The following is a 26,922-nucleotide window of genomic DNA, read 5'->3' as shown; positions in this document are numbered from 1 at the left end:
CGCATTTTCACTTACTAGTCCCCCCTGCTTTTGTCCCAAACAGGATGTGCAGATACACATACTGACTGATACTTACCTTTGGAAAGACAAAAAGGATGTTAGATTTCCCCTGTATTTGCTGAATAGAATACTGGATATTGCTCGATTTCATTTTTCGTCGGATATATGCTGCTTCCCGCCATGATGCGAAAAATTCAACATTCTGCTCCATATCCCTCTACCACCTCATGGAGCTAGTATGTCCGATCCTTTTCCAAATCAATCCACTTGAGAATGTGTTAGTGAATTGCATGATCCACAGGTGTTGGCAAAACAAGCATTTCCGTCAGATAATCTGATCTGCACAAACGATAGAAAAACCCAGTTGCACCGTCCACATTTGGCTGAATTTCCTACCTCATGTGAGCTCGCAACTGGGTTCTTTTCTTTTCTATTCGTAACGCAGAGCGTCAATCGGCTTGAGCTGTGCTGCTTTTCTCGCTGGATAGACGCCAAACACAACGCCCACAATCGTGGAGGTCAGGAAAGCGTAGAGAATCGGTGAAATGGTGATCGCTGTTGCCATTCCGCCCAGCTTGCTGACCCCAAGAGCCGCTCCTATTCCCAGCAGAATGCCGACGACACCTCCGATCAGACTCAGCGTGACTGCCTCGATCAGAAACTGGCGCATGATATCTCGTTTTTTCGCTCCGATCGCTTTGCGGATACCGATCTCACGCGTACGCTCTGTTACCGAGACGAGCATGATATTCATGACGCCGATTCCTCCGACGATCAACGATATGGCTGCGATCCCTGAGAGCAATGTCGTCATCGAGCTAGAGACCTCTTGAGCCGTACTCAGGATGTCGGATTGCGAAGTAATGCGAAAATCATCTGCTTCGTTCGGTCTTAGGCTGTGCTGGGAACGCAAGGCATTTCTCGTATCCTGCTGGGCTTTTTCCATATCGTTTGCCGATGCTGCCGATACGTATATCGTGCCTACATTCTTGCCACCTGTCAAACGGCTCATCGCCGTTGTCACCGGTATGAGTATCCGGTCATCATTGTTGGTCATCCCGGAGCTTCCCTGGCTTTTCAAGACCCCAATGATCGAGAAGGGGATCCGGTTGATCTGAATCGTCTGTCCAATTGGACTGCTTCCCGTAAACAGGTTATTGACAACCTCAGTACCTACAACCGCCACATTCATCTGCTTTCTCACTTCAAAATTGGAGAAAAAGCGTCCATCTGCTACCTGAACATTGCGCACGTCAGGAAAAGATTCCGTCGTGCCCTCCAGCATGGTCGAATAGTTGTTGCTCCCAAAGACGATCTGCGCTCTGCCATTGACACTCGGGGCAACACCAGACACTGCTTCACTTTCCGCTATTTTCTCCGCATCTGCGAGAGTCAAGGTGTTCAATGACCCTGCCCCCAGACTGACGCGACCTTGTGTAGCCTGTCCAGGAGAGACGATCAGCAGATTGCTTCCCAAGCCATTGATCTGATTAGCTACACTGGCAGACGTTCCTTCACCGATTGCGACCATCGCAATGACGGCCGCAACGCCGATGATTATCCCCAGCATGGTCAATACGGAACGAAGCCCGTTCGCCTTGATACTGCGAAAGGAAACGCGCAAGCTCTCTAGAAAACTCATGTGATCACTTCCTCTAGCAACACTCTTCTGCGCTCCTCCACGATTTCATTGGAGACGATCTGCCCATCGCGAAAACGGACAATTCGCTTGGCGTATTCAGCAATGTCGGGTTCATGTGTGACGAGAATAACGGTTTTTCCGGCATTATTCAGCTGCTGGAAAATCCCCATGATCTCCACGCTCGTCTTCGTATCGAGTGCCCCTGTCGGCTCGTCAGCCAGCAGAATGACCGGATCATTCACCAATGCGCGTGCAATCGAAACACGCTGCTGCTGTCCGCCAGACAATTCATTCGGCTTGTTGTTCAGTCGCTCGCCCAGTCCCACGTCTAACAATGCCTGAATGGCGCGCTCCCGTCTTTCCTTTGCTGGCGTACCTGCGTACAGCAAGGGCAGCTCCACATTTTCCACAGCGGTAGTGCGGGGCAGCAGGTTGAAGTTTTGAAAAACGAATCCGATCTTCTGATTGCGAATCTCGGCCAATTCGTCATCATGCGCTTGCGATACCGGGTATCCATCGAGGTAAAACTCACCTGAGGTCGGCTTGTCGAGGCAGCCGATCACGTTCATCATCGATGACTTGCCTGAACCAGATGGGCCCATGATGGCTACGAAATCACCCGTTTCGATCGAGAGACTGACGCCGCGCAGCGCCTGGATCTCCTGATCGCCGATCTGATACCGTTTCTTCAAATCTTCCATCTGAATGACTGGTCTCATCTGCTCATCGCCCTCTCATGACGCCACCGCCACCGGGGAATCCGCCCATGCCAGGCATTCCGCCCATCCGCATGCCATTTTGATTGGCTGAACCTGTTGAGCCCGCGGTCGGCAGGATCACGATCTGATCTCCCTCTGACAGTCCCTCGGTAATTTCCACGCGGTCAGAAGCAAAGTAGCCGATTTTTACAGGCTGGAAGCGATAAGGCAAATTGCTTCGCTGCTCGGCTGTTCCTTCTCTTCGAGCCTCTTGCCGCTGCTGAGGCTGTTGCTGCTGATCGGTTGGCTGTCCCTGCTGGGCTTGTCTTGGCTGTTCATTCCCTGATGGTGCAGCTGTGCCGTTATTCATCAAAAGGACCCCATCTCGGCCATTGCGGCTCTGCAAGGCTGACGCAGGAATGACCAATACATCCGTATGGGTACCGATCTCGATAGTGACATTCATAGTCATGCCGATTTTCAACAAGCCTTCCTGGTTATCGACCGAAAGCAGTACATCGTAGGTCGTCACACCCGAATTGGTCACAGCCTCCGGGTAGATCAGCTTTACCTTGCCCTCAAATTCTTGATCCGGGTAGGAGTTGGTCGTAAAGGTAACCTTCAGATCCTCTTTTACCTTTCCGATATCACTCTCGCTGATCTGCGCCAATACTTCCAGATCGCCTGAGTTGGAGTTGTCCATGATAATAAAATTGTTGGACGGGACCTCGCCTACGTTGCCATTCAGCTGAACGATGACACCGTCCATTGGTGCTTTTAGCGTCACTGCATTAAGTGCAGTCTGATTTTGCTGCAATTGGGCTTTTGCCTGCTCGACGGCAGCCTTGGCTGAGAGAATGGTCGCCGAGTCAGGTCCTTTTTGCGCTTCTTCCAGGTTTTCCACGGCTATTTGATAGGCTGCCTGGGCTTGCTCCACCTTGTTCTTCGCTTGCCCGCCTGTCTGCTCCAGGGACAAGACTGCTGTCTGGTAATCTCGTTTGGCCTGCTCCAAATCGATTTCGGCTGTTTCATACTCGGTACGAGAAATCGCTTCTGCCTCAAAAAGCATTTTTTGCGAAACGTAGTTCTTTTCGGCTTTCTCCAGATTTGCTTTCGCCTTTAATTCATCATTGCGCGCTTTTTCCAGATCCACCGACTTGCCCGCCATCTCCAGCTCTGATTTTGTCTGGTTGACACTTGCCTGCAGGGTACTCATTTCTCCTGTACTCTTGCTCTTTTGCGCTTCTTCCAGCTTGGCCTGGGCAGACAACAGATTGGCCTGTGCATTGATCAGCTGCATTTTGGCAACAGAATCATCCATCGTGGCCAGAACCTGTCCAGCCTTCACATGATCCCCCACCTGTACGAGAATGGAGGAGATCACATCTTTGGCATCCTCCGCGTCTGCAAAGGATAAGGACGTTCGCTTGGAGGCTTGGACGGTTCCAGAGGCCAGTACCGTCTCCGTCACATCTCCCTTGCCTACATGTATCACCTGATAGGCAGCCTCTGCTTGAGCAGGCGCCATAAACGTCTGATAACCGACTACACCTGCTCCACCCAAAAGAAGAACGGCGAGACTCGTGATCACGATCCGCTTTTTATTTTTCCCTTTTTTGGAGAAGGCTTCTTTTTTCTTGCTTGTCTCATCCACTGGATGACTCCCCCCGCACTGTTTAATCTTTCGAGCAATTTCCTGCTTTTGCCTCAATATAAGGGAGAAATACGTCAGCATCATGTCAGAGAAAAGGGAAAGACGACTTGCTTCCCGCAAAGTCGTCTTCTTGGCATTCGCTATATTGTTTTTCGCAAGACCAGCATGAAGGTGCTTCCTGCATCAGAGCTTTCTTTCAAAGACAGTTGGCCGCCCAGTGCCTGCGCGATCATCCGGCTGAAGGACAGCCCCAGCCCCAGGCCTCTTTGCGTCTGCTTCTTCTCTTCTCCACGGAAGAATCGCTCAAAAATCAAAGACTGCTCATCCAGCGGAATCCCGCATCCATTGTCCTTCACTTCGATCCGAATCTCTTCTTCCGTGTCCACCAAGCTCACCACAATGTTTCCACCAGATGCGATCGCTTGAGCCGCATTATTCAACAGGTTGTACAAGATCTGCTGTACGCGAAGCGGATCTGTCGAGGCCATGAGAGGGTGCTCGGGCTTTTCAATCAGCACGGTCAGCTCCTCGATCTCGTGGGCAATCCGCCATTGATGGGTGATTTCGACGATCAGCTCGTTCATATTCTGATCCTCTTTGCGAATCCGGATATCGCCTACTGCGAACGAATTGAAATCAAGCAGATCCTCCACCATTTTTTGCAGGCGAGTCGTCTCTTTCGAGCAGATCTCCAAAAACTCCTTGGCTTCATCACCGCTCACGATATCATCCTTGACAGCCTGAATCAGTCCGCTGATCGAGGTCACCGGTGTTTTCAGCTCATGGGTCACCCCCGCCAGCAGCTCTGTCCGCATCATTTCCAGCTGACGCAAGCGATCCGCCATCTCTTTAAACGAGTGGTTCAGCTCGTAGATTTCCTGCTCTGGCCGCTCCTTATCCAGTTGAATGTCGTAATCCCCCGTGACGATCTGGTTGGCGGCTACCGCGACATCCTTGATCGGCTGTGAGAGCTTTTTGGTCAAAAGGTAAATAACCCCCCATCCCAAAAGCCCCAAGCTGAACAGCATGATAAACAACAGCTGGTATTGCGTATTGCTGCCCGCTTCCTTGTCTGGTGTAAACAAGAGCACCCAGCCGATTTCCTGCTGATTGAACTGGATCGGGTGTTTAACGAAAAGCATCTGGTCTCCATGAGAAAGTGTGATCTTCGTCACTTCTTGACCCTCTTTGAGCAGTTGTGGCGCCATGCGGCCGAGCTCGGAGGAAAAAGGACCAGGTCCGTCAAACAATGCTTTTTTCCGCGAATCGACGATCAGCATCAAAGGCTTGTAATCCAAGCGAAGAGACTGCTGCCTGTTGTCCAAAATACGGAATAAAAAAGGAGCCATTCTGATCTGTCCGTTGGGGTCGACGACACGCTCTGCGATTTCAGCAGCCATCAGCCTCATGATATCGAGTCGCTGCTGTGTCTCGCTGTACTTGATCCAGAGACTGGAGGCAATGCCAATCACGAGCAGACCGACACACAACGTCAAGAGATACCGGTTCGTCCAATAACGAAAAAGCGAGACTCTTTTTTCTTTATTCATAGACGCATAGCTTGTACCCTAATCCGCGATAGGTACGAATCTCCCCTTCTGCATCCGGCCAATGCTCCAATGCTCTTCTGATCCGTTTGATGGCCAAGTCCACTGCGCGATCGCTTCCCTCGTAGTCCATTCCCCATACCTGTTCGATCAGCTGCTCGCGGGTAAATGCCTGATTTTTATACTGGGCGAGAAATAAAAAAAGCGTCAAGTCCTTTGGCGTAAAGGTCAGCTCGATCCCATGAAGCATCACCGTGCGTGCCTTGAAGTCCACCTTCAGACTGCCAAACTGCTTGATATGATCTCCTTCGATGATTTGCGTCGAGCGGCGCAGAACAGCTTGTACACGCGCGACGACCTCATCGGCAATAAAAGGCTTTGTTATGTAATCATCCGCTCCCTGGTGCAGTCCAGCCAGCTTGTTGTCAATCTGCCCAAGAGCTGTCAGCATGATGACGGGACATGAGCTTTTTGCTCGTATATACTCAAGGATGCTCCAGCCGCTGCGACCAGGCAGCATGACATCCAATAATACGAGCGCAGGATTGATCAAATCGAATTTTCGCTGTGCCTCGTCTCCTGTAAATGCCTGTTCGACCTGAAAGTGATGCTTTTCCAGATAGACCTTCAACACTCGAGAGATAGGCAACTCGTCTTCCACAACCAGGATGTTCTTCATCTCTGCTCATCCCCCTTCTGATCGAATCGACTATCTAATCTAGCGTATGAGAAAATTATGTCAAACAGATGTCTAAGTGGAAAGCTTGGACTCTGACATATCCTTTCCGATCCTGTAAAAAAAGGGCTGCCTCAACTCCGGCAGCCGACATCTAGGGGGGTAGTACATGAAGAAGATACCCTACAGACGCTTGAAAGGTTGGCCAAGGTTTCAGTCTGTATCCTACTCGCGAACTTGGAACTAGCAAAATAGGCATGATCACCTATCTGGCTCGCATCGCATTCGACCCATCCAGACCTAAGACTTGGAAGCTCTTTACCGAATCGAATGGTACCATGCTGCAAACGCTTTACCGTGCGATACAATACGTTCACTTCATTCCTCGATATCCAAGAATCTACTTCTTTCTGAAATGGCCATTCACCTTTATATGGTCATGGCCTTGCTTTTTGTTCACTCATTTCGTGCGAATTTTCTGAGTGGATGTATAATAGAAAAAAATGGATGGCCCGGGAGGTATTTATGCTGCGAACTTCAATCCATGAAGATGTAGTCTGTGTCGAAATCGTATTGAATCGCCAAGGTAGGGAGTCATCCGTCTATGTCTATCTGACAGATGGCATGCTGGTCGATACCGGTCCACAGAATGTCCTGTCGGAAATGATTTCCTTTTATGAACAGAACACGTTTGAATCTGTCGTCCTCACACACAGCCATGAGGACCATGTCGGCACAGCCTCCTGGATCGAGCAAAATCTAGAAGTGTCTGTCTATATCCATCCCTATGGCATGACAATCTGCTCTGAACAAGCCGCTTATCCGCTGTACCGCCAAGTCGCTTGGGGTGTTCGCGAACCATTTAACGCCAAGCCATTAACCGATACCTTCCACTCCCGCTCCACTAGCTGGAAGGTGATCTATACACCCGGCCACGCCGATGACCATGTCGTCCTTCTGCACGAAGAAACAGGTCGCTTGCTTTGTGGGGATTTGTACCTGACTGCCAAGCCTAAAGTGCTGCTTTCTTTTGAATCCATCCCGCAACAAATGAATTCGCTTCGATTGGTACTGGACTATTCGTTCGAGTCGATCTATTGCGGACATGCCGGATATATCGCCAGCGGAAAAAACATGCTGCGACAAAAGCTGGACTATTTGGAAAATCTCTCAGGAGAAATCATTCATTTACACCAGAGAGGATGGTCTGCCGCAGAAATCAATGATCGACTCTTTGAGCCCAACCATCTACTCACGAAAGTATCTGATGGAGAGTTCGATACCATGCACATCGTCACATCGGTACTGCGTGGACTTGCACCGAAGGAGGGCTGAAGACGGAGCTTCTGAGCTCGAATTTGTCGTTCCCTTCCCTAATCAGTGAGTGATGGAAACAAAAAAAGGGTGCCTATCTGCTAAGAAGGCACCCTCTGTTGTTATTGTTTGTCTACATCGATAAATGGCATCGCGCCACCGGTTACGTTTGGCATTTTGCCGTCCCATTTGCGAATCGCTTCCAGCTGCGCTTCGATTTGTCTGAGCTGGATCAATTCAGGTGTTACTTCCTGCTTCTGCAAGCGGAGGGCTTCCGCCTGAGCCTGTGCTTTCGTAATCTCCTGCTCTTTCTCAATCTTGATCCGCTCCAGATCAAGCTTCGATTTGAGTGCTTGCTGCTCGGCGATCTGCTTGGACTCGATCGCGCGGTTGAACTCTTCGCTAAACGTAAATTCCCGTATGTTGATTTCATCCAGAACGATGTAGTACGTGGAGAGCTTCTGAGTCAGCAGCTCTTTCACTTTTCCACTCACTTCAGAGCGTTTGGAAATCAGTTCTTCTGCTGTATATTGAGCCGTTACCGATTTAAATGCTTCGGCAATAGCAGGGTCTACGATCCGAGAATTATAATCCAGACCAACCTGTTGATACAATTTGTTGACATTGTTTGGCTCCAGGTGGAAGTTCACAGCTATTGTCGTCGATACGTTTTGCAAATCACGTGAAGCAGAGGTTTGACTCATCTCTGATTTTTGGACCCTGACTTCGATTGGAATCACGGTTTGTACAAACGGAATCTTAAAATGTAGTCCTTCCTGCATGACATTTGGTTGTACTGCTCCTAGCTGCAGCACAACGCCGCTATGACCGGCCGAGATAATGGTAAAAGATTGCGTACCCAACAGTGCAATGACAGCGATTACAAGTATGGTGACGAGCAGCTTTCCTCCCTGTTTAAAGGAATTCATGTTTACTACGTTATCGTCGTTCATATTCCGCCTCCCCTTATCTTTTTCTGTATCCCTAGTCTATACGGCAAGAGGGGCAAAAAGTTTCATTTTTCTTTAGAATCTTCATTCCGGTAAATAAAGGCCAAGTATTCACTGGCTACTTGTTCCGATCCCTTCCCGATCCAAATCAAATGACCCCATGTGTCCAAGATGCATAGCTGAGCGTGAGGGATATGTGCATTTGCGCGATGAGCATGCTTCAAGGGCACGGTCTGATCATGTTTACTGTGCATAATCAGTGTCGGACACTTGATGCTCTTCATGTCCTCCACTAGGTCCCGCCTGGATTGTACCAGATCGATCATGAAGCCATACCCAGATCTCTGGCGATTGTTCATGGCGCAAAACGCTTCTACATCTTCCTCCTTCAGATAGGTCATCACTTCACTCCAAGACAAGGTCGAAAAGGAGGGAGCCATATGTTTCAGGATAAAGGTAGGAAATCGTTTGGACATGGAACCCATCAGCTTCCAGGTGAATCTTTCCACACCAGGGCGAAACAAGTTAACGGCCATTCGTTGGGTCTTGTCTGTTGGCGAAATCCATTCATCCGTCACTGCAGATTGCAGCGTGAGGGTTCGCACGCGTTCTGGGTAATATGCAGCGAAATAGATGCCACTCGGGCCTCCCGCTGAGATGGCAAGGACATGGACCTGCTCTAGTCCTAGTTCATCGAGTAACATCACATAGGCGTTACAAGCTTTCGCAAAACTTTCTCCAAGCTCGCGTGATGTATCACCATAGCCTGGCCGGGACGGTGTAATCAGAGAGCAGCCGCTTTCAAGTAATTCCCGATAGCCGAATTCTTCGAAACAATTGGAGTGTCCACCGTGGAAAACAAGGATTGGAATCCCTGTTCCACGAATAGTATATTGAACCTCCGTCCCATCTGGCAGAAAAATATGTTCACTTTTGAGCATGGAGCACCCTTTCCCAGGAAAAACGTCCCGTTGATCTTCCTCTATGGTTATTTGCTACTCATCATACCCTTATATTCGAAAATGCGAAAGGAGTTTGTCTATGATACAGAATATACATACCCTGATCGAAAAGCTCGGTTTAGATACGATGAAAGAAACCATTCTTGCCCACCTACACGAATGCATGTACCTTTACCCTCAAAAAGAGGATACACCCACCTTGGCTACAAGTCGTTTGGGAGGTTATCCAGACTTTCCACCCGGATGGACGTATCCCGAGTATCAGGGTGAGCCACTGTCCTTTATTGGACAGCTGAATCTCGAAGAAGTACAACGAATCGGTGTTGCCAACGAATTGCCTGAGCGTGGCCTGCTCTACTTTTTTTATGATGCGGCAGAGCAGTCAGTATACGGCGGAGAGCTGCCAAACAGAGATGGCTGGAGGGTTCTGTATTACGATGGCGATCTTTCGCACCTCCAAACGCTTCCGTACCCGGGGACACACAAATACGGGGTTCTTCCAGCCAACAATCTGCAAATGATCAAGGGCCTGTCTTTGCACAGCGAAGCGATCACCGTGCCAGATGAACATTGGGATGTGTATTGGGATCAGTTCCTTCCTGCCTTTGCCGAAATAAACGGCTCTCCTACTTGGCACCACCAGGCTTTGGGCCATCCTCACAACATCCAAAATGACGTCTTTGATGAAATTGATTATTTTCGCAAGCTAGAGGGCAACGATCGTTATACGCTGCTTCTACAGGTCGATACGGATGAAGAAAACCTGAATATCATGTGGGGGGATGTAGGAACGATCTATTTTGTCATTGCACAGGATGACTTGCGAGAGAGGAATTTTGCGAACTGCTATTTTTCCTATCAGTGCTGCTAGTGAAGGGCCGAAAAAAGGAATATTAAAAAGGCGGTACAGGAATAATGACCTGCACCGCCTTTTTTCAACCTGCATGGATGTGATAGATTCTAACCCCTATGATTTCCTTTATCGTTTATCATGACCGCTACTGGTTTTACCCCCTTCGACAAGTTCACAGCCAACAGGAGAGCCAATAATAGAAATGCGGCGACCAATCCTACTACGCCTTCCCACCCACGCGCTGGCAATGGAATGACTGCCGAAAAATCCAAAGACCAGAACGGGCAATCCGATCATTTTCACCCATAGATGAGTTTCCAGGGTAATACACACCCCTACCAATGTGAGCGTCAAAGCCAGAATCATCATATTTTGGCGCCCGTATTTGTCCGCCCATTTCGCCATCCATACGGAGCTGACTGTGCCCACCAGATAAACGATGAAGATCCAGCCTACCAGGGTTTGACTGAGTCGATAGGGCGGAGCAGTCAGTACATACCCCATATAGTTGAACAAAGCGACGTTGCTGCCTAGGATGAGAAAGCCAATCCCGTACAAGCAAAGCATCCCCCGATCCTTCAGGTGATGCCCAAAGGAGAGCAGCAGCTTTTGCGGTTCAGGTGAACGAGGCTGGAAATTTTGTGAGCGCGGCAGATTCAGCCAAAAGATCAGGCAAGCGAAATGGTCGTCAACGACAGGGATAGACTGGCCATCGTCGGAGAAATCCCAAAATCTTCGGTAAACTCTGGCATGAGTGGCTGCGTGCTGTACAAAATGGCAAATGTATTAAAGCCGGCAGCAAAAAAAGCGAGATTTGCTTTACGAAAGGCAGAAGTCCCTTTCTGGATGTGTCCCACGTTGAAGCTACCTCCCCGAAAACGCTCTTCATGCTGCTATCGTATCACCCTCTATTCATAATGTATAATTTATAATAATTATGGTTTTGATGCATGTGGGTAATGATAACGATGGGGGTATAGACATATGGAGTGGCAACAACTCGAATATTTTCAAACGCTGGCACGCATGCAGCATGTGACTCGCGCTGCGGAGTCTCTTTCCCTTTCTCAGCCTGCACTGAGTCGTTCGATCGCTCGATTGGAGGATGAATTGGGTGTCCCGCTTTTTTCACGAGAAGGAAGGAAAATCGCCTTGAATCGTTACGGTCAGCTGTTTTTATCACGCGTCAATCGCATTCTGGGCGAATATGAGAGCGCCAAGCAAGAGCTGCAACATCTCGTACACCCCGAAAGCGGAGAGATCGCTCTAGGTTTTCTCCATACGCTAGGGACCAGCCTGATTCCCGATCTGATCGGTGCCTATCGCGTGCATTCACCAAGCGTCAGCTTTCAATTGATACAGAACCATAGCTACTCACTACTGGAGCATTTGGATGCAGGGGAACTGGACATTTGTATTCTCGCTGAACCGACGGAAACCAAGCTGTCGATTCAGTGGACACCACTCTGGGTCGAGGAGATTTATGCGATCGTCCCTCTCGATCATCCGTTGTCAGGTTCAGATAGTATTGAGTTGGAAGAGCTGGCGAACGACTCCTTCATCTTTTTGAAAAAAGGTTACGCTCTGCGCAATACGACAGATCAATTGTTCCAACAGCTGGGGATTACCCCCAATGTTACGTTTGAGAGCGAAGAGGCAGCAACGGTTGCGGGTCTTGTCGCTGCCGGACTCGGGGTTTCCCTGTTGCCCAACCTGCGCGGCATGGACAAGAACAAGATCGTCCAGATTCACATCCGTGAACCAAAGTGTCGAAGAGTCATTGGCATGGCGCATGTCGAAGGCCGATATATGTCCCCTGCCGCCGCTCGTTTCAAGGATTTTGTCATACGCCACTTTGAGCATCTGGATGCGGCAAATCAGTGATTCTCAGATTTTACGGCATTTGATAATCATTGTAGTCGGTATCCGGGCTGCCTTTTCGTAGGAGTACCAACGATTGGTCTGATTTTTCAGCATCTCATCCGTAAGAGACACATCCTCTACCACTCGCTCGATCGAGAACCCTTGCTGGATGCAGACATTGAGGTAGGTACTCAGGCGAAATTGCTGCATGATCGCGGTCTCTTGCCATGCTTCGTGATCAAATGAACCTTCCTCGTGATAGGATTTCGCTACCACAAACGTCCCGTCCTGTGATGCGATTCGGCTAAACAGCGGATGCTCCCAGCTAAAGACGAACACCCCGCCCTGCTTCAGATAGCGATGAACATTTGCCAGCGTCCTGTCCAGATCAACCGTCCACCCGATGGCAAATACGGAATAGGCGAGATCAAAATAATGCTGCGGTAATCCAGGGTCTTCCTCCATCGGGGATTCAAATAACTGTACGGGCGCTCGGCTGTTCTTCAGCAAGTCTCTGGCACTTTCGATCTGTTTGGTAGACAAGTCGAGCCCCCACAGCTCACCTGCATGTTTCTGATCCATATACTGCAAGGAATGACCACTTCCGCAGCCAATCTCCAGTACTTTCAGACCCGTGACGTCCCCTATTAATTGAAGCTCGTCTTCCGTAGGAGCCAGTGGACCGTATTCCGGCAGCGGATTTCTTCCGTAAAAGCGAGGAGCGGCTTCGTTCCAGCTTTTTTTGTTTGCGATCAATGCATCCACGTTCATGTGTCATTACCTCCAAACTTTATCTACAACCACAAGAACATACATTCCCCGCGCAACCACCCTTTTCCTGCTAGAAAGTCACAACGTAGCTAGCTATCAACAACCTGTGATTTCTTAGAAATGTGGTAATCCAATGTTAAAAATTTCATCCCGAACAGCCACATGTCATGCCTGGCTTCGATTTTCCCTTTGGGAGAATCCGGGTCTTTCCATACCGTTATCGTTTCATTAATAGGAAGACGGATGGCTTTCTGATTTAGTACCAGGTACACACCTTGATCTCCGGATTTCCCTTCAGATGGCCATGAGGTTAATACCAATGTTTCGTCCGAGCCATTGCGCAGATTCAGGATGCTTGTCATTTGCGAGTACGGGAGTGGAAAAGCAATATTCATATAGCGCGTACGTCCTGTCACATGCGTGGAGTACAACGCTGCATAAATGGTCTTTTGGGTTTGATTGTAGGTTCGTACCCAGGCTCGGATATTTTGCCTGCCGTCCTTACTGTCCTGAATGGGGAGTATGACGCTTTTCACTTGTTGTTCAATAGATTCCGCTTCTAACGGGAAGTTCATTTGCTCGAGCCATTGACTGCCACATTTATAGACTTTAGCCGGGTAAGTAAAAGCTTTGCTCCAATAGGGTGTCACATACAGCTCAAAGTCGTCTGTTTTCTCATAGAAATCGATGATATCTTGGTCAAAGCGTTCGAGATCCAATGATTGGCTCTGGTAATCTTGCATATCATCGATCAAGCCCGTCGGCTTCTCCTCAGGCTCTCGATCGAGAACTTCCAACTTGGTAAAAACGTCGGCACCGATTCTCCCTGTACCTTGAATACGACTAAACGGAATTCCCGCTGTTGCTTGATCCATCAGGGTTGCATGCCATGCCAGCACCCCAATAAAGCAAAAGAGAACCGCATTCCCCCAGCCGTGGAAGACGATCATCGTCGAAATGGAAATGGTAGATTGTCCAGTCCACTCCCCAAATCCATATAGAACGGCCAAGGCCATCGTCAACCAGATCACTCCACTGGACAGGAGATGAAATCCCTTTGTCCATCTTGTTGCTTTTGGGATCACGCAAGTAAAAACAAGGACGCTGTACAGGATCAGGGACAAGGCAAAAGTGACGACAGACAGCCACTCCAGAATCGGCGAGTATGTCATACCAAGTGCAATGAGGATGGGGGTAATCCCGCCAAGCACAACCGTCAACCCCGAAAAGGATTTTCTTTCCAGGCTATCATGCAAAAAACCAAATAATACAGGCACAACGAAGCCCGCATAGTGAAAATGATTGACTGTAAGCAACATAATCAGCCCCTCAAAGCCTAGCAAGGACGAGCCGAATTGATAGGCCGCTAACCAAATGCCACCTACACTGATGTACATAAAACCAATCGCCCTGGACACATCACCGAAATGAGGGAAGTTCTTGACGAGAAGACCAACGCCCATGGCCGCAATCACAAAGGTTACAAGGCTCCAAGGAATTGCCAGCGCACCAGCGATAGGTCCTGGGGATAGGGCGAAGGATACAGCCAGTGATATCGCACCTATTGGGATCAGGGAGATGAGGATTTTCAAAAAGAGAACGGGCGTATTCTTCAAAGACTCAAATACGCGATACAGGGTTAATGGCACTACAACAAAAGCAGCGAATAAAATGATTCGCTCTGCTTGGTCATAATAGGGCAGGAACCAAAAACCTAACCATAGCAACAATCCGGTTGGCACGTAGGAATGGATGATTTGATTTAGTCGATTTGGCAAGTTTCATGACCTCCGAATAGGAATTGCACCTCTATTACCTTTTAAGAAAGCTAGATCACTAGATTTGTCTTAATAGTATCAAGAAAGCAGATTGGGTACCATAAAAAGGGAAATATGAACTGGATCCTTGCAACGGAAATTGGCTGCCTCTTTCGTCCAGTATCAACGAAAAGACAGCCAATCCGCTATTGTGCAGCTTCGATATTTTTAAACTGATTGGAAAACAACTGGTAGTACGTTCCTTTCTTCGCCAGCAGCTCCTCATGGCTCCCCTGCTCAGCGATCTTCCCACCATCTACGACCATGATCGTATCTGCATCCCGAACGGTATTGAGCCTGTGGGCAATGACAAAGCTGGTACGCCCCTGCATCAGCTTGAGCAGTGCCTCCTGGATATGAATCTCGGTGCGCGTATCGATGCTGCTCGTCGCTTCATCAAGGATCAGTAAGGCAGGCTTTGCCAAAATCACCCGGGCGATCGCGAGCAGCTGCCGCTGTCCTTGGCTGAGGTTGCCGCCGTTTTCGCTCAGTACGGTATCGTAGCGCTTCGGCAGCCGATTGATGAATACATCGGCATTGGCCATTTTTGCCGCCTCGCGCACCTCTTCATCCGTCGCATCCGGCTTCCCGTACTTGATATTCTCCTTGATCGTTCCCGAAAACAAATACGTATCCTGCAGTACAAAGCCGAAGCTGCTGCGCAGGCTGTCTCGCGTATATTCCCGGATGTCTTTGCCATCCAGATAGATCGCCCCGCCAGTCACATCGTAGAAGCGGGTCAGCAGATTGACGATGGTCGTCTTTCCTGCCCCGGTCGGACCGATCAACGCCGTAATGCTCCCGGCTTTCGACTCAAAGCTGACATCTTTCAGGATGAGCTGATCGGGTCGGTAGCCAAAGCTGACGTTTTCGAACACGACATGGCCTTTTGGCTGGGTTAGCTGCACTGCTTGGACGACGTCAGCCGGTTCATCCTTCTCGTCCAGCACTTCAAATACCCGCTCCGCTCCCGCTACACCGGACTGTAATACGTTGAAGATGTTCGCCAGATCGTTGAGCGGTCGTACAAATTGGCGCGAATAGCTGAGAAAGCTGGCAATCACACCGACCGTAATCATCTCCTCAATCGCCAGTACACCACCAACGATTGCTACCAAGGCAAAGCCAAGGTTGTTGATGACGTTCATGATCGGCATGAGAAAGCCCGACAGGATTTGAGCCCGCAAGCCTACTTTTCGCAGCTCATCGTTGATCTCATCGAATTCGGCAATCGCCTTTTGCTCGTGATTAAAGGCTTTGACGACTTGAATCCCGGAGATGGTTTCTTCAATATGACCATTCAGCTTGCCGAGCTGCATCTGCTGATTTTTGAATAAAACGCTGGTTCTGCGTGCAATGGTCCGGGTCAGCAGGTAAACCAACGGCACTGTAACGAGACAGGTCAAGGTCAGCAGCGGGCTCAGCACCAGCATCATGACTAATGATCCGACAATCATCAGCGCACCTGACATCAGCTGTGTCGTAGACTGCGAGATCGAATTGCTCACGTTGTCAATATCGTTGGTCAAGCGGCTCATCAATTCTCCATGCGTACGCGAGTCAAAAAACGAAACGGGCAGCTTCTGCAGCTTTTCGAACAGCGCGCTCCGCAGATTTTTTACAATCCGCTGTGAGATTCCCGCCATGATCCAGCCTTGAAGAAAGGTGAGGATGCCGTCTGCTACGTACGAGATGAGCAGGACGAGGATCATGATCCCGAGGAGGCCCATCATCTCTTCGCCTCGGGTCATCGCATCAATCGATTCCCCAATCAGATAGGGTGCCGCCAGCATCAACAGGGCATCGATGAAAACAATAACAAACACGATCGGCAGGATTCGTTTTTCCTTGCCAAAGGCATGCCACAGCCGTTTAATCGTCGCCTTAAAGTTCTTGGGTTTGCTTTGTGCAGCTCTCGCAGCCATCCCGAAGCGGTTTCCATGCTTTGGCCCTATGGAAGGCACGGGCTGTTCTCTTTGTTGGGACATGCTAGTTCACCTCCCGACCGATTTGGGAGTGGTAGATTTCCTGATAGACTCTGCAATTTGCAAGCAGCTCGTCATGTGTTCCTAATCCTACCATTTCACCATGATCCAAAACGACAATCTTATCGGCATCCATCACAGAGGTAATGCGCTGGGCGATCAGAATGCAGGTCAAACCATCGGCGTACTTGCGCAGAGATTCCTTGATCCTGCCCTCCGTCGCGACGTCCACTGCGCTGGTGCTGTCATCCAGAATAAGAATCTCCGGCTTGCGCACCAACGCCCGCGCGATGGACAGCCGTTGCTTTTGCCCGCCCGAGAAGTTGACACCCCCCTGGCCAACACGTGATTCATATCCATCCTTGGTAGCCATCACGAAATCATGCGCTTCGGCCATCTTCGCTGCCTGTTCCACTTCTTCTAGCGTTGCGTCTTCTTTCCCCCAACGGATATTTTCCATGACCGTCCCCGTGAATAAGACTGTTTTTTGCGGAACAATCGCGATGCGTTCCCTCAGCTTCTTCGGATCGATATGACGAACGTCCTCTCCATCGATGCGCAATGATCCGGATGTAGCATCGTAAAATCGTGGAATCAAGGCAACTAAACTGCTTTTTCCAGATCCTGTCGAGCCGATAATCCCCACTGTTTCACCTGGCAGGCAAGTAAAGCTGATCTCTTTTAATACAAGCTCGCCGCCCTCTCCATCATAGGAGAAGCTTACCTTTTCAAAATCGATTCTGCCTGTCTCAGCTTTAGACTCATAACCGGTCTCCTTCCAGGTTATCCGGTTTTCCTCAGCAAACACTTCCCCGATCCGAAGTGCAGAGGCTTTGGCCCGCACGAACAGATTGAACACCATCGAGATCATCATCAGTGCGAACAAGATCTGGGTCATGTAGTTGGTAAAGGCGATGATATGCCCAACCTCGATCTCGCTCTGTTCGACGCCAAGTCCACCGATCCACAATACAGCGACTATCCCGAGATTGACCACGAGCATGATCGCTGGGCCAAACACAGACATGATCCGTGTAGCGGAAATCGACTTTGCTTGGAGCTCTTCATTGGCAAGATTGAATTTTTCACTTTCAAACGCGTAGCGATGAAAAGCCTTGACCACCCGCACGCCGGACAGGTATTCGCGCATGGCACCGTTTACCCGGTCCAGGGCGTACTGTACCTTGCCGAAGAAAGGAAAGCCGATTTTGATATTGAGGATGATGAACAAACCGACAATCGGCACCACGATAGCCAGAACCACGGATAGCTGCAAATTCAACTGCGCTGCCATAATCAGTCCGCCTATGCAGAGGAGCGGTGCTTTGACGAAAATCCGCATCATCCCGTTCACAAACACTTGTACTTGGTTGACGTCATTGGTCAGCCGCGTGACCAGTGACGCCCGATCAAGCTTGTCTACATTTTCAAAAGAAAGCGACTGAATTTTTCGAAACAGGTCGGAACGCAACAGCGCGCCAAAATTCTGGGAGACGTAGCTGGACAGCAGATTTCGCATCGAAGCAGCGACTGCTCCCAGTGCTGTAATGAGCAGCATCAAGCCACCCATTCGCAGGACGTAGTCCATGTCCCGCTCCGCTACCCCTTTATCGATGATCATCGCCATGATCGTCGGCTGCAGCAGATCACTCACCGCTTCCATGGCGAGAAAAAAGAAGGAAATCGCAATAGCCACGCCGTATTTTTTCAAATACTTCAGATAGAAACGCATTCATTCACCCCATCCAGGCCTTCTCTCTCAATAGCTTCTCTCTCCCCGATCCCGTATGAGATGCAAGCAGACATCATGATGGATAAAATTTTATCCTTTCAGATTGAAAAAGGAAAGATGCACGCGCAGCCTTGGCACCAAAGTCGTGGTGAAATGGATAGACAATCAATGGAAGGTGACACAAGCGGATATCACGTGGATCAGTTGAACAACAGGAAAAAGCACAGCCCTCTCAACATCAGGCTGTGCTTTGACTTTTTTGGATTGTTCACCTCGATTGTTGGAGGGTCAGTTCGATGATCTCTTTATGCTCCTTGCCATTCCCGTCCTTCCAGGTAATGGTTAGAACCGGATTGCTGGTGAAAAACGGCTGAATGTCCACATCGTACTACCCATCTTTGAAGTCCTGCTGGTCTTGATCCGAGTTGGGGAAGGTCGAAAAAATTTGGACGGGAACGTTTTCTTTATGCGGAACGACCCTGTCAGTTGCACCGCCCAAAACAACAGTTCGCGGAATGGCTTAGAGGACGGCGGAGAGAAGTCCGAGTGCTCCTTTTAAGTTTGCTCCCTACTTGAGTACCAGTCTGATGGTTATATATAGCCAAAACGTTTCCGTAAATCGGAATTTACACGATGAAAAAAGGAAAAAGCGAAGCAGCCGTTTCGATTTCTTCTGATTGGCTGTATTGGAAACATTAGCCGTCGCTCATGTCGCGGAAGGAACACTGACACTCGGTTATAGGGTGTCCTCGATTGCTGTATTACGGTTACGGTTACATCCTGTATCCGCTAAAGAATACCTTCATCAAGCGCCTTGCTCGTGGCTTCTTTCCGATCCCTTACTTCCATTTTGGAGTAAATATTAGATATGTAATTTTTCACAGTGCCGTGCGATAAAAATAATTTTTGGCTAATTTCTTTATTGTTTAAACCTTTGGATGCCAAAGTCAGAATCTCGAGTTCTCGATCTGAAAGATTATAGGCGTTGCCAGCCTTTTCTGTTTGCTTTCGGAGGTCCGTGATCTCCCGTAAGATATCCCTCGCTACATGCTGAGGAATCAACGTGCCTCCTTGAAGGACAAGCCGTATTCCTCCGCTTAAATTTTCCGGACTGATTGCTTTCAATAAATAGCCCTCTGCTCCATGACCCAGTGCAGCCAAGACATACTCGACATCCTGATGGTTCGTTAACATGATTACTTTTATTTGAGGCCATCTATTCTTGATCAGTTTGGTCGCTTCCACTCCATCCATGACCGGCATGTGTACATCCATAAGAATGATATCTGGCAATATACGTTCGCAGAATGCTAAAGCATCGGCCCCATTTTCCGACGTTCCCACAACCTCAATGTCTTCCTCCATGTTCAAGAGAATGGCCAAGCTCTCCCGTACAATCTTTTCATTCTCTACGATTAAACATTTAATTGCGTTCATCACTTTTCAACTCCTTGCGGGGAACTTGAAAGACTATATCAAACCCTTTATCCACCGTTGTTTGATATTCCATTGTACCTCCAAGATCCTCTACTCTTTTTTTCATGCCAGTCAGCCCAAAACCTGGTTTTATGTTTTGTCCACCGATTCCATTGTCGTAAATCTTCATTTCGAAACAAGTATCCGTGTAACGAATCTGAACCTTTATTTCAGATGCTTTTCCATGCTTTATTGCATTGGTGTACGATTCCTGAAAACAACGAATCATCCCTTCTTTCATTCGGTTGTCCATGTTTACTTCGTTGCCGAAAACGGTCAATGCCATTTTGGTTTCGGTACATGCAGACAGTTCCTGAATGAGTTGCTTCATTCGCTCCAAAAAGGAGAGCTGATCTTCTGAAGAAAGATGATGAATACTTCGTCTGATTTCATCCAGTCCGTTTTTCGTTACCGTTCGAAGCTCAGCCAGTCTTTTCTTGGTTCCCGCAGGGTCCTTTTCCACCGTCTTGATGGCGACATCTAAAGCCGTTGCAACCGAAACCAATGTATGTCCCAAGAAATCGTGCAAATCTCTTGCCACCCGGTTACGTTCTTTTAACAAGGTAATCTGTTCAACCTCATTCGCATAGTCGCTTAATTTTCTGTTCTTTACTTCAATTTCATTCAGCAATTTTTTCGTTTTTTCATTTGTTTGTATAATCCGATTAAAACAGAAGCCTAAACCATACAACAAAGTCGCATACACCATCCCATCGAAGCTTTCTTGTAAAGAGTACGCGTTAAACATGACCGGGATCAATTCAAGAAAAACAGAAACGGGTGCAGTGAGGAGCATGAGTTTAGGAGTAGAAATAAACCCTAAAACCAATGTAGAAAAACAAAAGGAATTATCATACGCCTGCAAATTCATCATTGTGTAAACATGATAGGAGCCTCCGAAAATCAATTCTGTAAAACAAAACCCGATTGGGCTCATATTCCTAGGTGTCCAAAACAATTGCGGAATTAGAAATACGGCAACCATCATGAGGATTTGGGTCAGAGAGATACTGCCGTTATTAGAGTTTACAATCGTGAAATAAAAAATTAAGACCCACCAAAAAGTGCGCCCTCCGAAAATAGCCGTATCGGCCCAAAACCAGTCCCTGCTATTTACATATGGCTGCATTGCTTTCTATCACCATTCTCTTCATTTTCCGGATGCTTGTGATCGTAATTCCCTAATTATTATCGTAACATACAAAAAATACATATAGCACCTACTAAAAAAAATCCGTGGACGAGTCCACGGATTGAGTCAGGGCAAAAGGCGCCAATAAGAGAGGAACACAAAAAAACAGACCTGTAATGTAATGCTAAAAAAATAGTACCCGCTTTTTTTTCTAGTTTTTAACCACAACAAACTTGTGATCACGGACAGACTAAGGGCGATCAGTGGGATCGTTAAGATAGAGGTTATTGGCTTTGGAATTCCAAATTCATACTCAAATGATGGTATGGAAGCGATACTACCAACTAGCCCCGCGATGAAAACGAGATGTAACACATTGGCGATCCAGATGAAAAGATCAAACGGCTGACGCGGTTTTCGTTTGATAAATTTTGCTATTCCCCACAGCGTTAAAATAAGAAATAGACATGAGAAGACCGCAAACAGGAACAGATGGAAAGTCGCACTCTCAAACCATGTTATTTTGTTCACGATAATGGAACCCGTCAAGTGGCTGTATAGCTGCAAAGAGCGGATTTCTCCATTGTTTTCCCTTTTTACAGCCACGTAATTTCCTTCATCACTCTTCAGCAATGACGAATCTATTTGCCTGAAGCGTTGATCCGGAAACAGGTTGACGTTGTACTCTCCTTGATCGATCATATTCACTTTTATTTCTTTAGGCGAGAGCAGCAAGTTCAGCTTTTCAAAAGTATGCTCCGTATACCGGTTGTATCGGTAAGTCCCGGATAGGTCAGGCAGCGCATCTCCTTGAAACAAAGAAGCCGGTTTACTCAGGTCCTTTTCTTCCGAGTAAAACGTTGTGATAAATGCGTTCATCAGCTCATTTCGCAATTCGGCTCCAGAATCACCATTTATGGCAACAAACAATCCTGCATGTTTGTCTGGAAGAAGCCACATTGCCGACCGAAAGCCTGGAAGATCGCCATTGTGACCAATTGCGTCTACCCCGTTCCATCTATTTTGCCAAAATCCGTATCCAACACCGGGTACTCTGTGGTCATAAGAATATTGCTGCCTGTGCATCAGCTCGTACGTCTCTTTTTTTAGAATTTCAGGCGTTTGCTCCAAATGACTGAGCATAAACCTGGCGATGTCAGCGCCCGTAGTCAATAAACCGCCCTGTGGAGCGTCTTGGCTTTTCAAGACATATGTAGGATAGGGCTTGTAAATCCCATTCGATCCTTGATAGCCTGTTGCGATTTTCGTTAAAAGATCCGGTGTCGCTCGAAACGTACTGGTCCTCATGTTTAGCGGCTTGAAAACATGATTTGTCATGTAATCATTGAAAGGCATTTTTGCCACCGACTCGACCACATACCCCAAAAATTGCATACCGGAATTGTCGTACATCATTTCTTGACCGGGTGGCCGAATGGGAGCTACATGCTGCTTGATGTCTTCCCGAAGCGGCAGCTGGTCACGTAGTTCTCTTACCGCTGCTCCTAAATTCCGATCACCAAATCCTCCTGTATGTGTTAACAGATGATGAACTGTCAGAGGTTGATTGAGCATTGCCTTGATATCAGCGTCCTGCACATATTGATTTACATCACCCTCAAGACCAACAAGTCCTTTGTCATAGAGTTGCATGGCAGCGGTAGCCGTAAACAATTTTGAAATGGAACCAACAGGAAACCATGTTTTTTCCGGATCCATTCTCCTGTTTTTTTCAACATCGGCGAATCCATACCCCTTCTTTAAAGCGATATGTCCATCCTCCACTACAACGACAATGGCTCCGGGAATCTGTTTTTGGAGCCTGTCTCGGAAAAAAGCATCCGCGAAGCCTTCGATATTTTGTGCAGGGAGATTACTTTTAGACATTTCGCTCGCATTTGCGGCACAAGGGAAAAGGGCTAATAGAAAACACGTCCATACATGCGCGATCCAGATTAACAACTTGTTCTGTTTGGACATGATGATCACTCCATCCTTATTTTAATCGGACATTTGTTCATCATAAGTAACCAACAGTCAAGTCGGATAGTATCTACAGTCACTTTCTAATGGTGACTGTTCCCCCCACTCTTTCCGGCATTATTTGCACAGGTAACTCATAGGCAAACATCCAGCCATCTGGACCATATCCTACATACGATATCGTAATCCGCCTCTCTGCTCTCTCCCACGTGCGTGTGGAACAATCTTGCAGATACATGTCTTTCGTCAGGAGGATTCAATGACCCCTTTCAACCCGCAAAAATTGTCCGTCAAGCTCATACCTCCCGCAACCTCTGCCCAGCCCGTCGAGCATCGAACCTATACGCTCACCCATTCCGATACGACGGGTGATCTGTTTTTGTCGATTGGGTATACCTATGACGATTCGTCTATCAACTGGAAGATGCGGGATGAAGTCATTGCGGAATGGCGCATCGATGTACACGGTCGGTTCGTGTTGCTCGGCAAAGCTTACGTAGATGGCGGTGAATTTACAAGTGAGGTCGCACAGCGTCGATTCGGGATCTTCCAGAAAGAGATGGGGTTGGCGCTGCAAGCAATCGTCTACGGAGACCTGCCTTTTTATGCGCACTATCCGACGCTGCTTGACGCCCCCATCATGCTGAAGTTCACATCGACGTATCCGGCATTTAACCAAATCGGCTATTACGGCACACCTCGTCAATACGCAAATCCCATCCAGTACGCTACCCCATAACGTCCTCTGAACCTCGTATGATCTGGGGCAAGGGGTTGTCTACCAATCATTCCCTCCCAATTGTTCACTAAATTCCCTATTATTTCGACATAACTCGACATATTCATAGTATGATAGAGGTACTAGGTTGCTTTCTACTTTTATGGGGGAGGACATGTTTTTGAAGAAAAAAATAGCCTGGGTTACTGACAGCACTGCTTTCATACCCGACCCAATTCTGGAAGAGCACGACATCTACATCGTTCCACTGGAGATCATTTTTGAAGAGGAAACATACGAAGACGGGGTCGATCTAACTCCCGAACAGCTCTACCAAAAAATTACCCAGGCCGATTATGCCCCCAAAACTTCACAGCCATCCATCGGCAAATTTGTTACTCTGTTTGAACAATTGAAGGAAGAGTATGACTGTGCGATCGCTGTCCACCTTTCCTCCAACCTGAGCGGCACGTACAACGCTAGTGTAAACGCTGCCAAGATGGTCGACTTCCCTGTAGAGCATGTAGATTCCAAGCTGATGTCCTATCCGATCACGGCGATGATCTTAAAGGGAATCGAGCTACACCGACAAGGAAAAGACTATCGGGAAATCGCTATGACGCTGCGCGAGGAATACAAAATGGTGGAGAACTACATCATGGTGGGAAGTCTCGACCAATTTTATAAGGGTGGCCGCATGAGCGGTATGCAATATTTCATTGGCAATCTGCTGCAAATAAAACCGATCATCCAAATCAAGGATGGGCACTTTTAGATCTATGAAAAGGTCCGTACTCAGGGCAAAGCGATAAAGTCTATGCTGAAGCAGCTAGAAAGGGCAAGACAAAGCCATTCTGTGACGCATGTGCAGATTTTGCATGGCCATGTTCTAGAAAAAGCGCTTGAGTTAAAAGAGATGATCACAACCAAGTATTCCGATGTGGAAGTGTTGATCGTACCCATTAGCTCCACGATTGGGGCACATGCAGGAATGGGTACGCTGGCTCTTACTTGGCGAAATACGTAGATAACAAATAGCCCTTCCCCCATTGAATCATCACGCTTTCGGGAGAAGGGCTTCCTATATACAGCCTTCTATACGATTTTCACCAAGCTGTAATTTTTCTTGCCCTTGCGAATAATGATGAATCGGCCGCCAATCGCCAGGTCAGCGGTCACTTCAAGTCCGAGATCACTGACTCGTTCGCCATTCATGGAAATCGCACCATTGGTGATGTCCTCGCGCGCTTGACGCTTGGATGGCTCAATGCCCAGATCTACCAGCCAGTCGACGATGTTTTTCGATTCCTTCGTTGCTTCAAACGTCGGCATCTCTTTAAAGCCTTGCTCGATCTCGTCTGCCGTCAGAGATTTGATATCTCCTGTGAACAAAGCAGCGGTAATGCGCTTGGCCTGATCCAGTAATTCCTCTCCGTGCACAAATCGCGTCATTTCCTCTGCCAGCATCTTTTGCGCTTCGCGTTTATGCGGCTCAGTCTGGACCTTTTCAGCCAGTTCGTCAATTTGCTCTTTGGACAAGAACGTAAAGTATTTCAGGTATTTCACCACATCGCGGTCATCGGTATTTGCCCAGAACTGGTAGAACTCGAATGGCGTTGTCTTGTTCGGATCCAGCCATACTGCTCCTCCCGCTGTTTTCCCGAATTTGGTGCCATCTGCTTTCAACATGAGCGGAATGGTAAGACCGAACGCCTTTGCCTCAGGACCTTCTTTTTTACGGATCAAATCGAGACCGCTGGTAATGTTGCCCCATTGGTCGGAACCGCCGATTTGCAGCTGAACGTCTTCGTGTTTGTACAGATGCAAGTAGTCGAGCGACTGCAGGATTTGGTAGGAGAACTCTGTAAAGGAAATCCCGCTATCGAGTCTGCTCGCCACGACATCCTTGGCAAGCATCGCATTGATGCTGAAGTTTTTCCCGTAATCGCGCAAAAATTCGATAACGTTGATTTTATGTGTCCAGTCGTAATTGTTGACCAGTCGGATTTGGTTGTCGCCTTCTGTCACGAACAGCTTTTTCATTTGCTCAGTCAGGGCATCTACGTTGTCCTGGACTTGTTCCAGCGTTTGCAGGGAACGCTCGGACTGACGACCGCTTGGATCTCCGATGGTTCCGGTTGCACCACCGATCAAAATGACGGGACGGTGGCCAGCGAGCTGGAAGCGTTTCAGCACGATGAACGGGATCAAGTGGCCAATGTGCATGCTGTCACCCGTCGGGTCCACACCACAGTAAAGCGAGATCGATTTTTGTTCGGTCAATTCACGAAGCCCTTCAGCATCCGTCTGTTGATTGATGGCATCGCGCCATTGAAGCTCGTCGATAATGTTCACAGCCATACACTCCCTCATTTTTGCGCGTTGAAATAGAAAATCGTCCCTTGTCTATTGTAGACACAGGGACGATTGAATAACCGTGTTACCACCCAGCTTGCACCAATGGACTTCGCGCAGTTGCTTGCCATTCGTGCCACTCTTTGGCGAAGTATCGTTCGCCATTCCGCTCGGCATTACCCGAGATACTCCAGAGTGTAATTCGCTCGCTTGATGTGTACCGGGTTCCATCACCCCCGGCTTTCTAGAACAGGGATCAAGCTGCTACTGGGCTCTTTCAACGTATGTCGCATATCAAATTAAAGTCAGTATAGTGAATTGCGTTGGCGGTGTCAACAATTAGCGTTTTCGATTTTACATCATAATTTTGAGACAATCATTCCATACTAGCTTCCTTTTTCTTCTGGTTTTACTTAAGTGAATCAATTTCATAAATTAGAGCCCTACGGGCTCAAGGTTTTTTGAGCATAGAAAAAGGAGTACCTCCCCAAATCTCTAATAAGTTAAGTACGACCAAAACTTATGAGAACTGGAGGTGACTCCCAATGTCCATTATAAGACAAGGAAGCCTGTTTGATATACAAGAATTATTCGATTTAGAACCTCCCAAACGATTTGGAGCGATTTTTTCCACCCTTGACATCGATCCGATTCTTTGTGTTATCTCCAAAAAGTCGATCTATGGAGCTCCTACTGAGTTGAATTATGCTGCTATGCTGTATTCTTTGGTCGCTCGAATCGTAGAACGGATTCCAACCGTGAAAGATTTACGGAAACGGCTTAAACATGACTTT

General features: G+C 48.1%; 20 protein-coding genes and 3 pseudogenes. 6 read left to right on the top strand and 17 right to left on the bottom strand.

The genetic code is table 11. The features are described from left to right. Nucleotides 1-430: 430 nt before the first annotated feature. From EDM52_RS14825 to EDM52_RS14805, 5 genes are all read right to left on the bottom strand, one after another. Nucleotides 431-1,642 carry an ABC transporter permease gene (locus EDM52_RS14825; RefSeq protein WP_122909755.1) on the bottom strand — a complete coding sequence of 404 codons (1,212 nt, stop codon included), beginning with the start codon at nt 1,640-1,642 and terminating at the stop codon, nt 431-433. Then, nucleotides 1,639-2,361, bottom strand: coding sequence for an ABC transporter ATP-binding protein (locus tag EDM52_RS14820; protein ID WP_122909754.1), 723 nt, complete (start codon nt 2,359-2,361; stop codon nt 1,639-1,641). Before EDM52_RS14820 ends, EDM52_RS14825 begins: the two co-directional genes overlap by 4 nt. Before the next feature lie 4 nt (nt 2,362-2,365). Then, nucleotides 2,366-3,994, bottom strand: a complete 1,629-nt coding sequence (locus tag EDM52_RS14815) for an efflux RND transporter periplasmic adaptor subunit (protein WP_122909753.1) — start codon at nt 3,992-3,994, stop codon at nt 2,366-2,368. A 140-nt stretch (nt 3,995-4,134) separates the two neighbouring features. Further along, a complete protein-coding gene (locus EDM52_RS14810; protein WP_122909752.1) occupies nt 4,135-5,544 on the bottom strand; it encodes a HAMP domain-containing sensor histidine kinase in 1,410 nt (469 codons plus the stop codon). After that, nucleotides 5,537-6,220, bottom strand: coding sequence for a response regulator transcription factor (locus EDM52_RS14805; protein ID WP_122909751.1), 684 nt, complete (start codon nt 6,218-6,220; stop codon nt 5,537-5,539). The genes EDM52_RS14810 and EDM52_RS14805 overlap by 8 nt, the downstream gene beginning before the upstream one ends. Before the next feature lie 522 nt (nt 6,221-6,742). Between EDM52_RS14805 and EDM52_RS14800 the strand changes: the two genes are divergently transcribed. Beyond that, nucleotides 6,743-7,552 carry an MBL fold metallo-hydrolase gene (locus EDM52_RS14800; RefSeq protein ID WP_122909750.1) on the top strand — a complete coding sequence of 270 codons (810 nt, stop codon included), beginning with the start codon at nt 6,743-6,745 and terminating at the stop codon, nt 7,550-7,552. A gap of 101 nt (nt 7,553-7,653) precedes the next feature. Here EDM52_RS14800 and EDM52_RS14795 read toward each other — a convergent pair whose 3' ends face one another. Beyond that, nucleotides 7,654-8,484, bottom strand: coding sequence for a prohibitin family protein (locus tag EDM52_RS14795; protein WP_122909749.1), 831 nt, complete (start codon nt 8,482-8,484; stop codon nt 7,654-7,656). Between the two features lie 62 nt (nt 8,485-8,546). Next, nucleotides 8,547-9,422, bottom strand: a complete 876-nt coding sequence (locus EDM52_RS14790) for an alpha/beta fold hydrolase (protein WP_122909748.1) — start codon at nt 9,420-9,422, stop codon at nt 8,547-8,549. Nucleotides 9,423-9,522: 100 nt separating this feature from the next. On the opposite strand from EDM52_RS14790, the gene EDM52_RS14785 reads away from it, so the two are divergent. Continuing rightward, nucleotides 9,523-10,314 carry a YwqG family protein gene (locus EDM52_RS14785; RefSeq protein ID WP_183185118.1) on the top strand — a complete coding sequence of 264 codons (792 nt, stop codon included), beginning with the start codon at nt 9,523-9,525 and terminating at the stop codon, nt 10,312-10,314. Between the two features lie 201 nt (nt 10,315-10,515). Here the strand turns inward: EDM52_RS14785 and EDM52_RS25695 are convergent. Beyond that, nucleotides 10,516-11,153: pseudogene (locus EDM52_RS25695) on the bottom strand (MFS transporter); the annotation flags it as partial. 127 nt (nt 11,154-11,280) lie between these two features. On the opposite strand from EDM52_RS25695, the gene EDM52_RS14775 reads away from it, so the two are divergent. Then, a complete protein-coding gene (locus EDM52_RS14775) occupies nt 11,281-12,180 on the top strand; it encodes a LysR family transcriptional regulator (protein WP_122909746.1) in 900 nt (299 codons plus the stop codon). Nucleotides 12,181-12,183: 3 nt separating this feature from the next. Here EDM52_RS14775 and EDM52_RS14770 read toward each other — a convergent pair whose 3' ends face one another. The 7 genes from EDM52_RS14770 to EDM52_RS14735 all read right to left on the bottom strand — a co-directional run bounded on the left by EDM52_RS14770 (nt 12,184) and on the right by EDM52_RS14735 (nt 22,959). Further along, entirely contained in the window at nt 12,184-12,930 is a 747-nt protein-coding gene (locus EDM52_RS14770; RefSeq protein ID WP_122909745.1) for a class I SAM-dependent methyltransferase, read from the bottom strand. Nucleotides 12,931-13,019: 89 nt separating this feature from the next. After that, entirely contained in the window at nt 13,020-14,708 is a 1,689-nt protein-coding gene (locus EDM52_RS14765) for a YndJ family protein (protein ID WP_122909744.1), read from the bottom strand. A 185-nt stretch (nt 14,709-14,893) separates the two neighbouring features. Next, on the bottom strand, nt 14,894-16,735 hold the full coding sequence (locus EDM52_RS14760) for an ABC transporter ATP-binding protein (protein ID WP_122909743.1): 1,842 nt from the start codon (nt 16,733-16,735) through the stop codon (nt 14,894-14,896). A gap of 1 nt (nt 16,736) precedes the next feature. Continuing rightward, on the bottom strand, nt 16,737-18,464 hold the full coding sequence (locus tag EDM52_RS14755; RefSeq protein WP_122909742.1) for an ABC transporter ATP-binding protein: 1,728 nt from the start codon (nt 18,462-18,464) through the stop codon (nt 16,737-16,739). 789 nt (nt 18,465-19,253) lie between these two features. Continuing rightward, complete coding sequence (locus EDM52_RS14745; protein ID WP_122909740.1) at nt 19,254-19,901, bottom strand: response regulator transcription factor; 648 nt, start codon at nt 19,899-19,901, stop codon at nt 19,254-19,256. Beyond that, complete coding sequence (locus tag EDM52_RS14740) at nt 19,888-21,069, bottom strand: sensor histidine kinase (protein ID WP_122909739.1); 1,182 nt, start codon at nt 21,067-21,069, stop codon at nt 19,888-19,890. The genes EDM52_RS14745 and EDM52_RS14740 overlap by 14 nt, the downstream gene beginning before the upstream one ends. 129 nt (nt 21,070-21,198) lie before the next feature. Beyond that, nucleotides 21,199-22,959, bottom strand: a complete 1,761-nt coding sequence (locus EDM52_RS14735; RefSeq protein ID WP_183185117.1) for a serine hydrolase domain-containing protein — start codon at nt 22,957-22,959, stop codon at nt 21,199-21,201. 355 nt (nt 22,960-23,314) lie between these two features. Here EDM52_RS14735 and EDM52_RS14730 point away from each other — a divergent pair, with 355 nt between their 5' ends. Both EDM52_RS14730 and EDM52_RS14725 read left to right on the top strand, forming a co-directional pair. Then, complete coding sequence (locus EDM52_RS14730; protein ID WP_122909737.1) at nt 23,315-23,794, top strand: staygreen family protein; 480 nt, start codon at nt 23,315-23,317, stop codon at nt 23,792-23,794. Nucleotides 23,795-23,954: 160 nt separating this feature from the next. Then, nucleotides 23,955-24,800 (top strand): annotated as a pseudogene (locus tag EDM52_RS14725) (DegV family protein). 68 nt (nt 24,801-24,868) lie between these two features. Here EDM52_RS14725 and tyrS read toward each other — a convergent pair. Continuing rightward, a complete protein-coding gene (tyrS, locus tag EDM52_RS14720; protein WP_462935888.1) occupies nt 24,869-26,134 on the bottom strand; it encodes a tyrosine--tRNA ligase in 1,266 nt (421 codons plus the stop codon). 45 nt (nt 26,135-26,179) lie between these two features. After that, entirely contained in the window at nt 26,180-26,305 is a 126-nt protein-coding gene (locus EDM52_RS25465; RefSeq protein WP_276330123.1) for a hypothetical protein, read from the bottom strand. Between the two features lie 368 nt (nt 26,306-26,673). Here EDM52_RS25465 and EDM52_RS24940 point away from each other — a divergent pair. Continuing rightward, nucleotides 26,674-26,922 (top strand): annotated as a pseudogene (locus tag EDM52_RS24940) (IS5/IS1182 family transposase); the annotation flags it as partial.

The organism is Brevibacillus invocatus, from assembly GCF_003710915.1.
Classification (GTDB): domain Bacteria; phylum Bacillota; class Bacilli; order Brevibacillales; family Brevibacillaceae; genus Brevibacillus; species Brevibacillus invocatus.
Note: the sequence above shows the minus strand (reverse complement) of the source record. Positions and strands in the feature narration are given on the sequence as shown.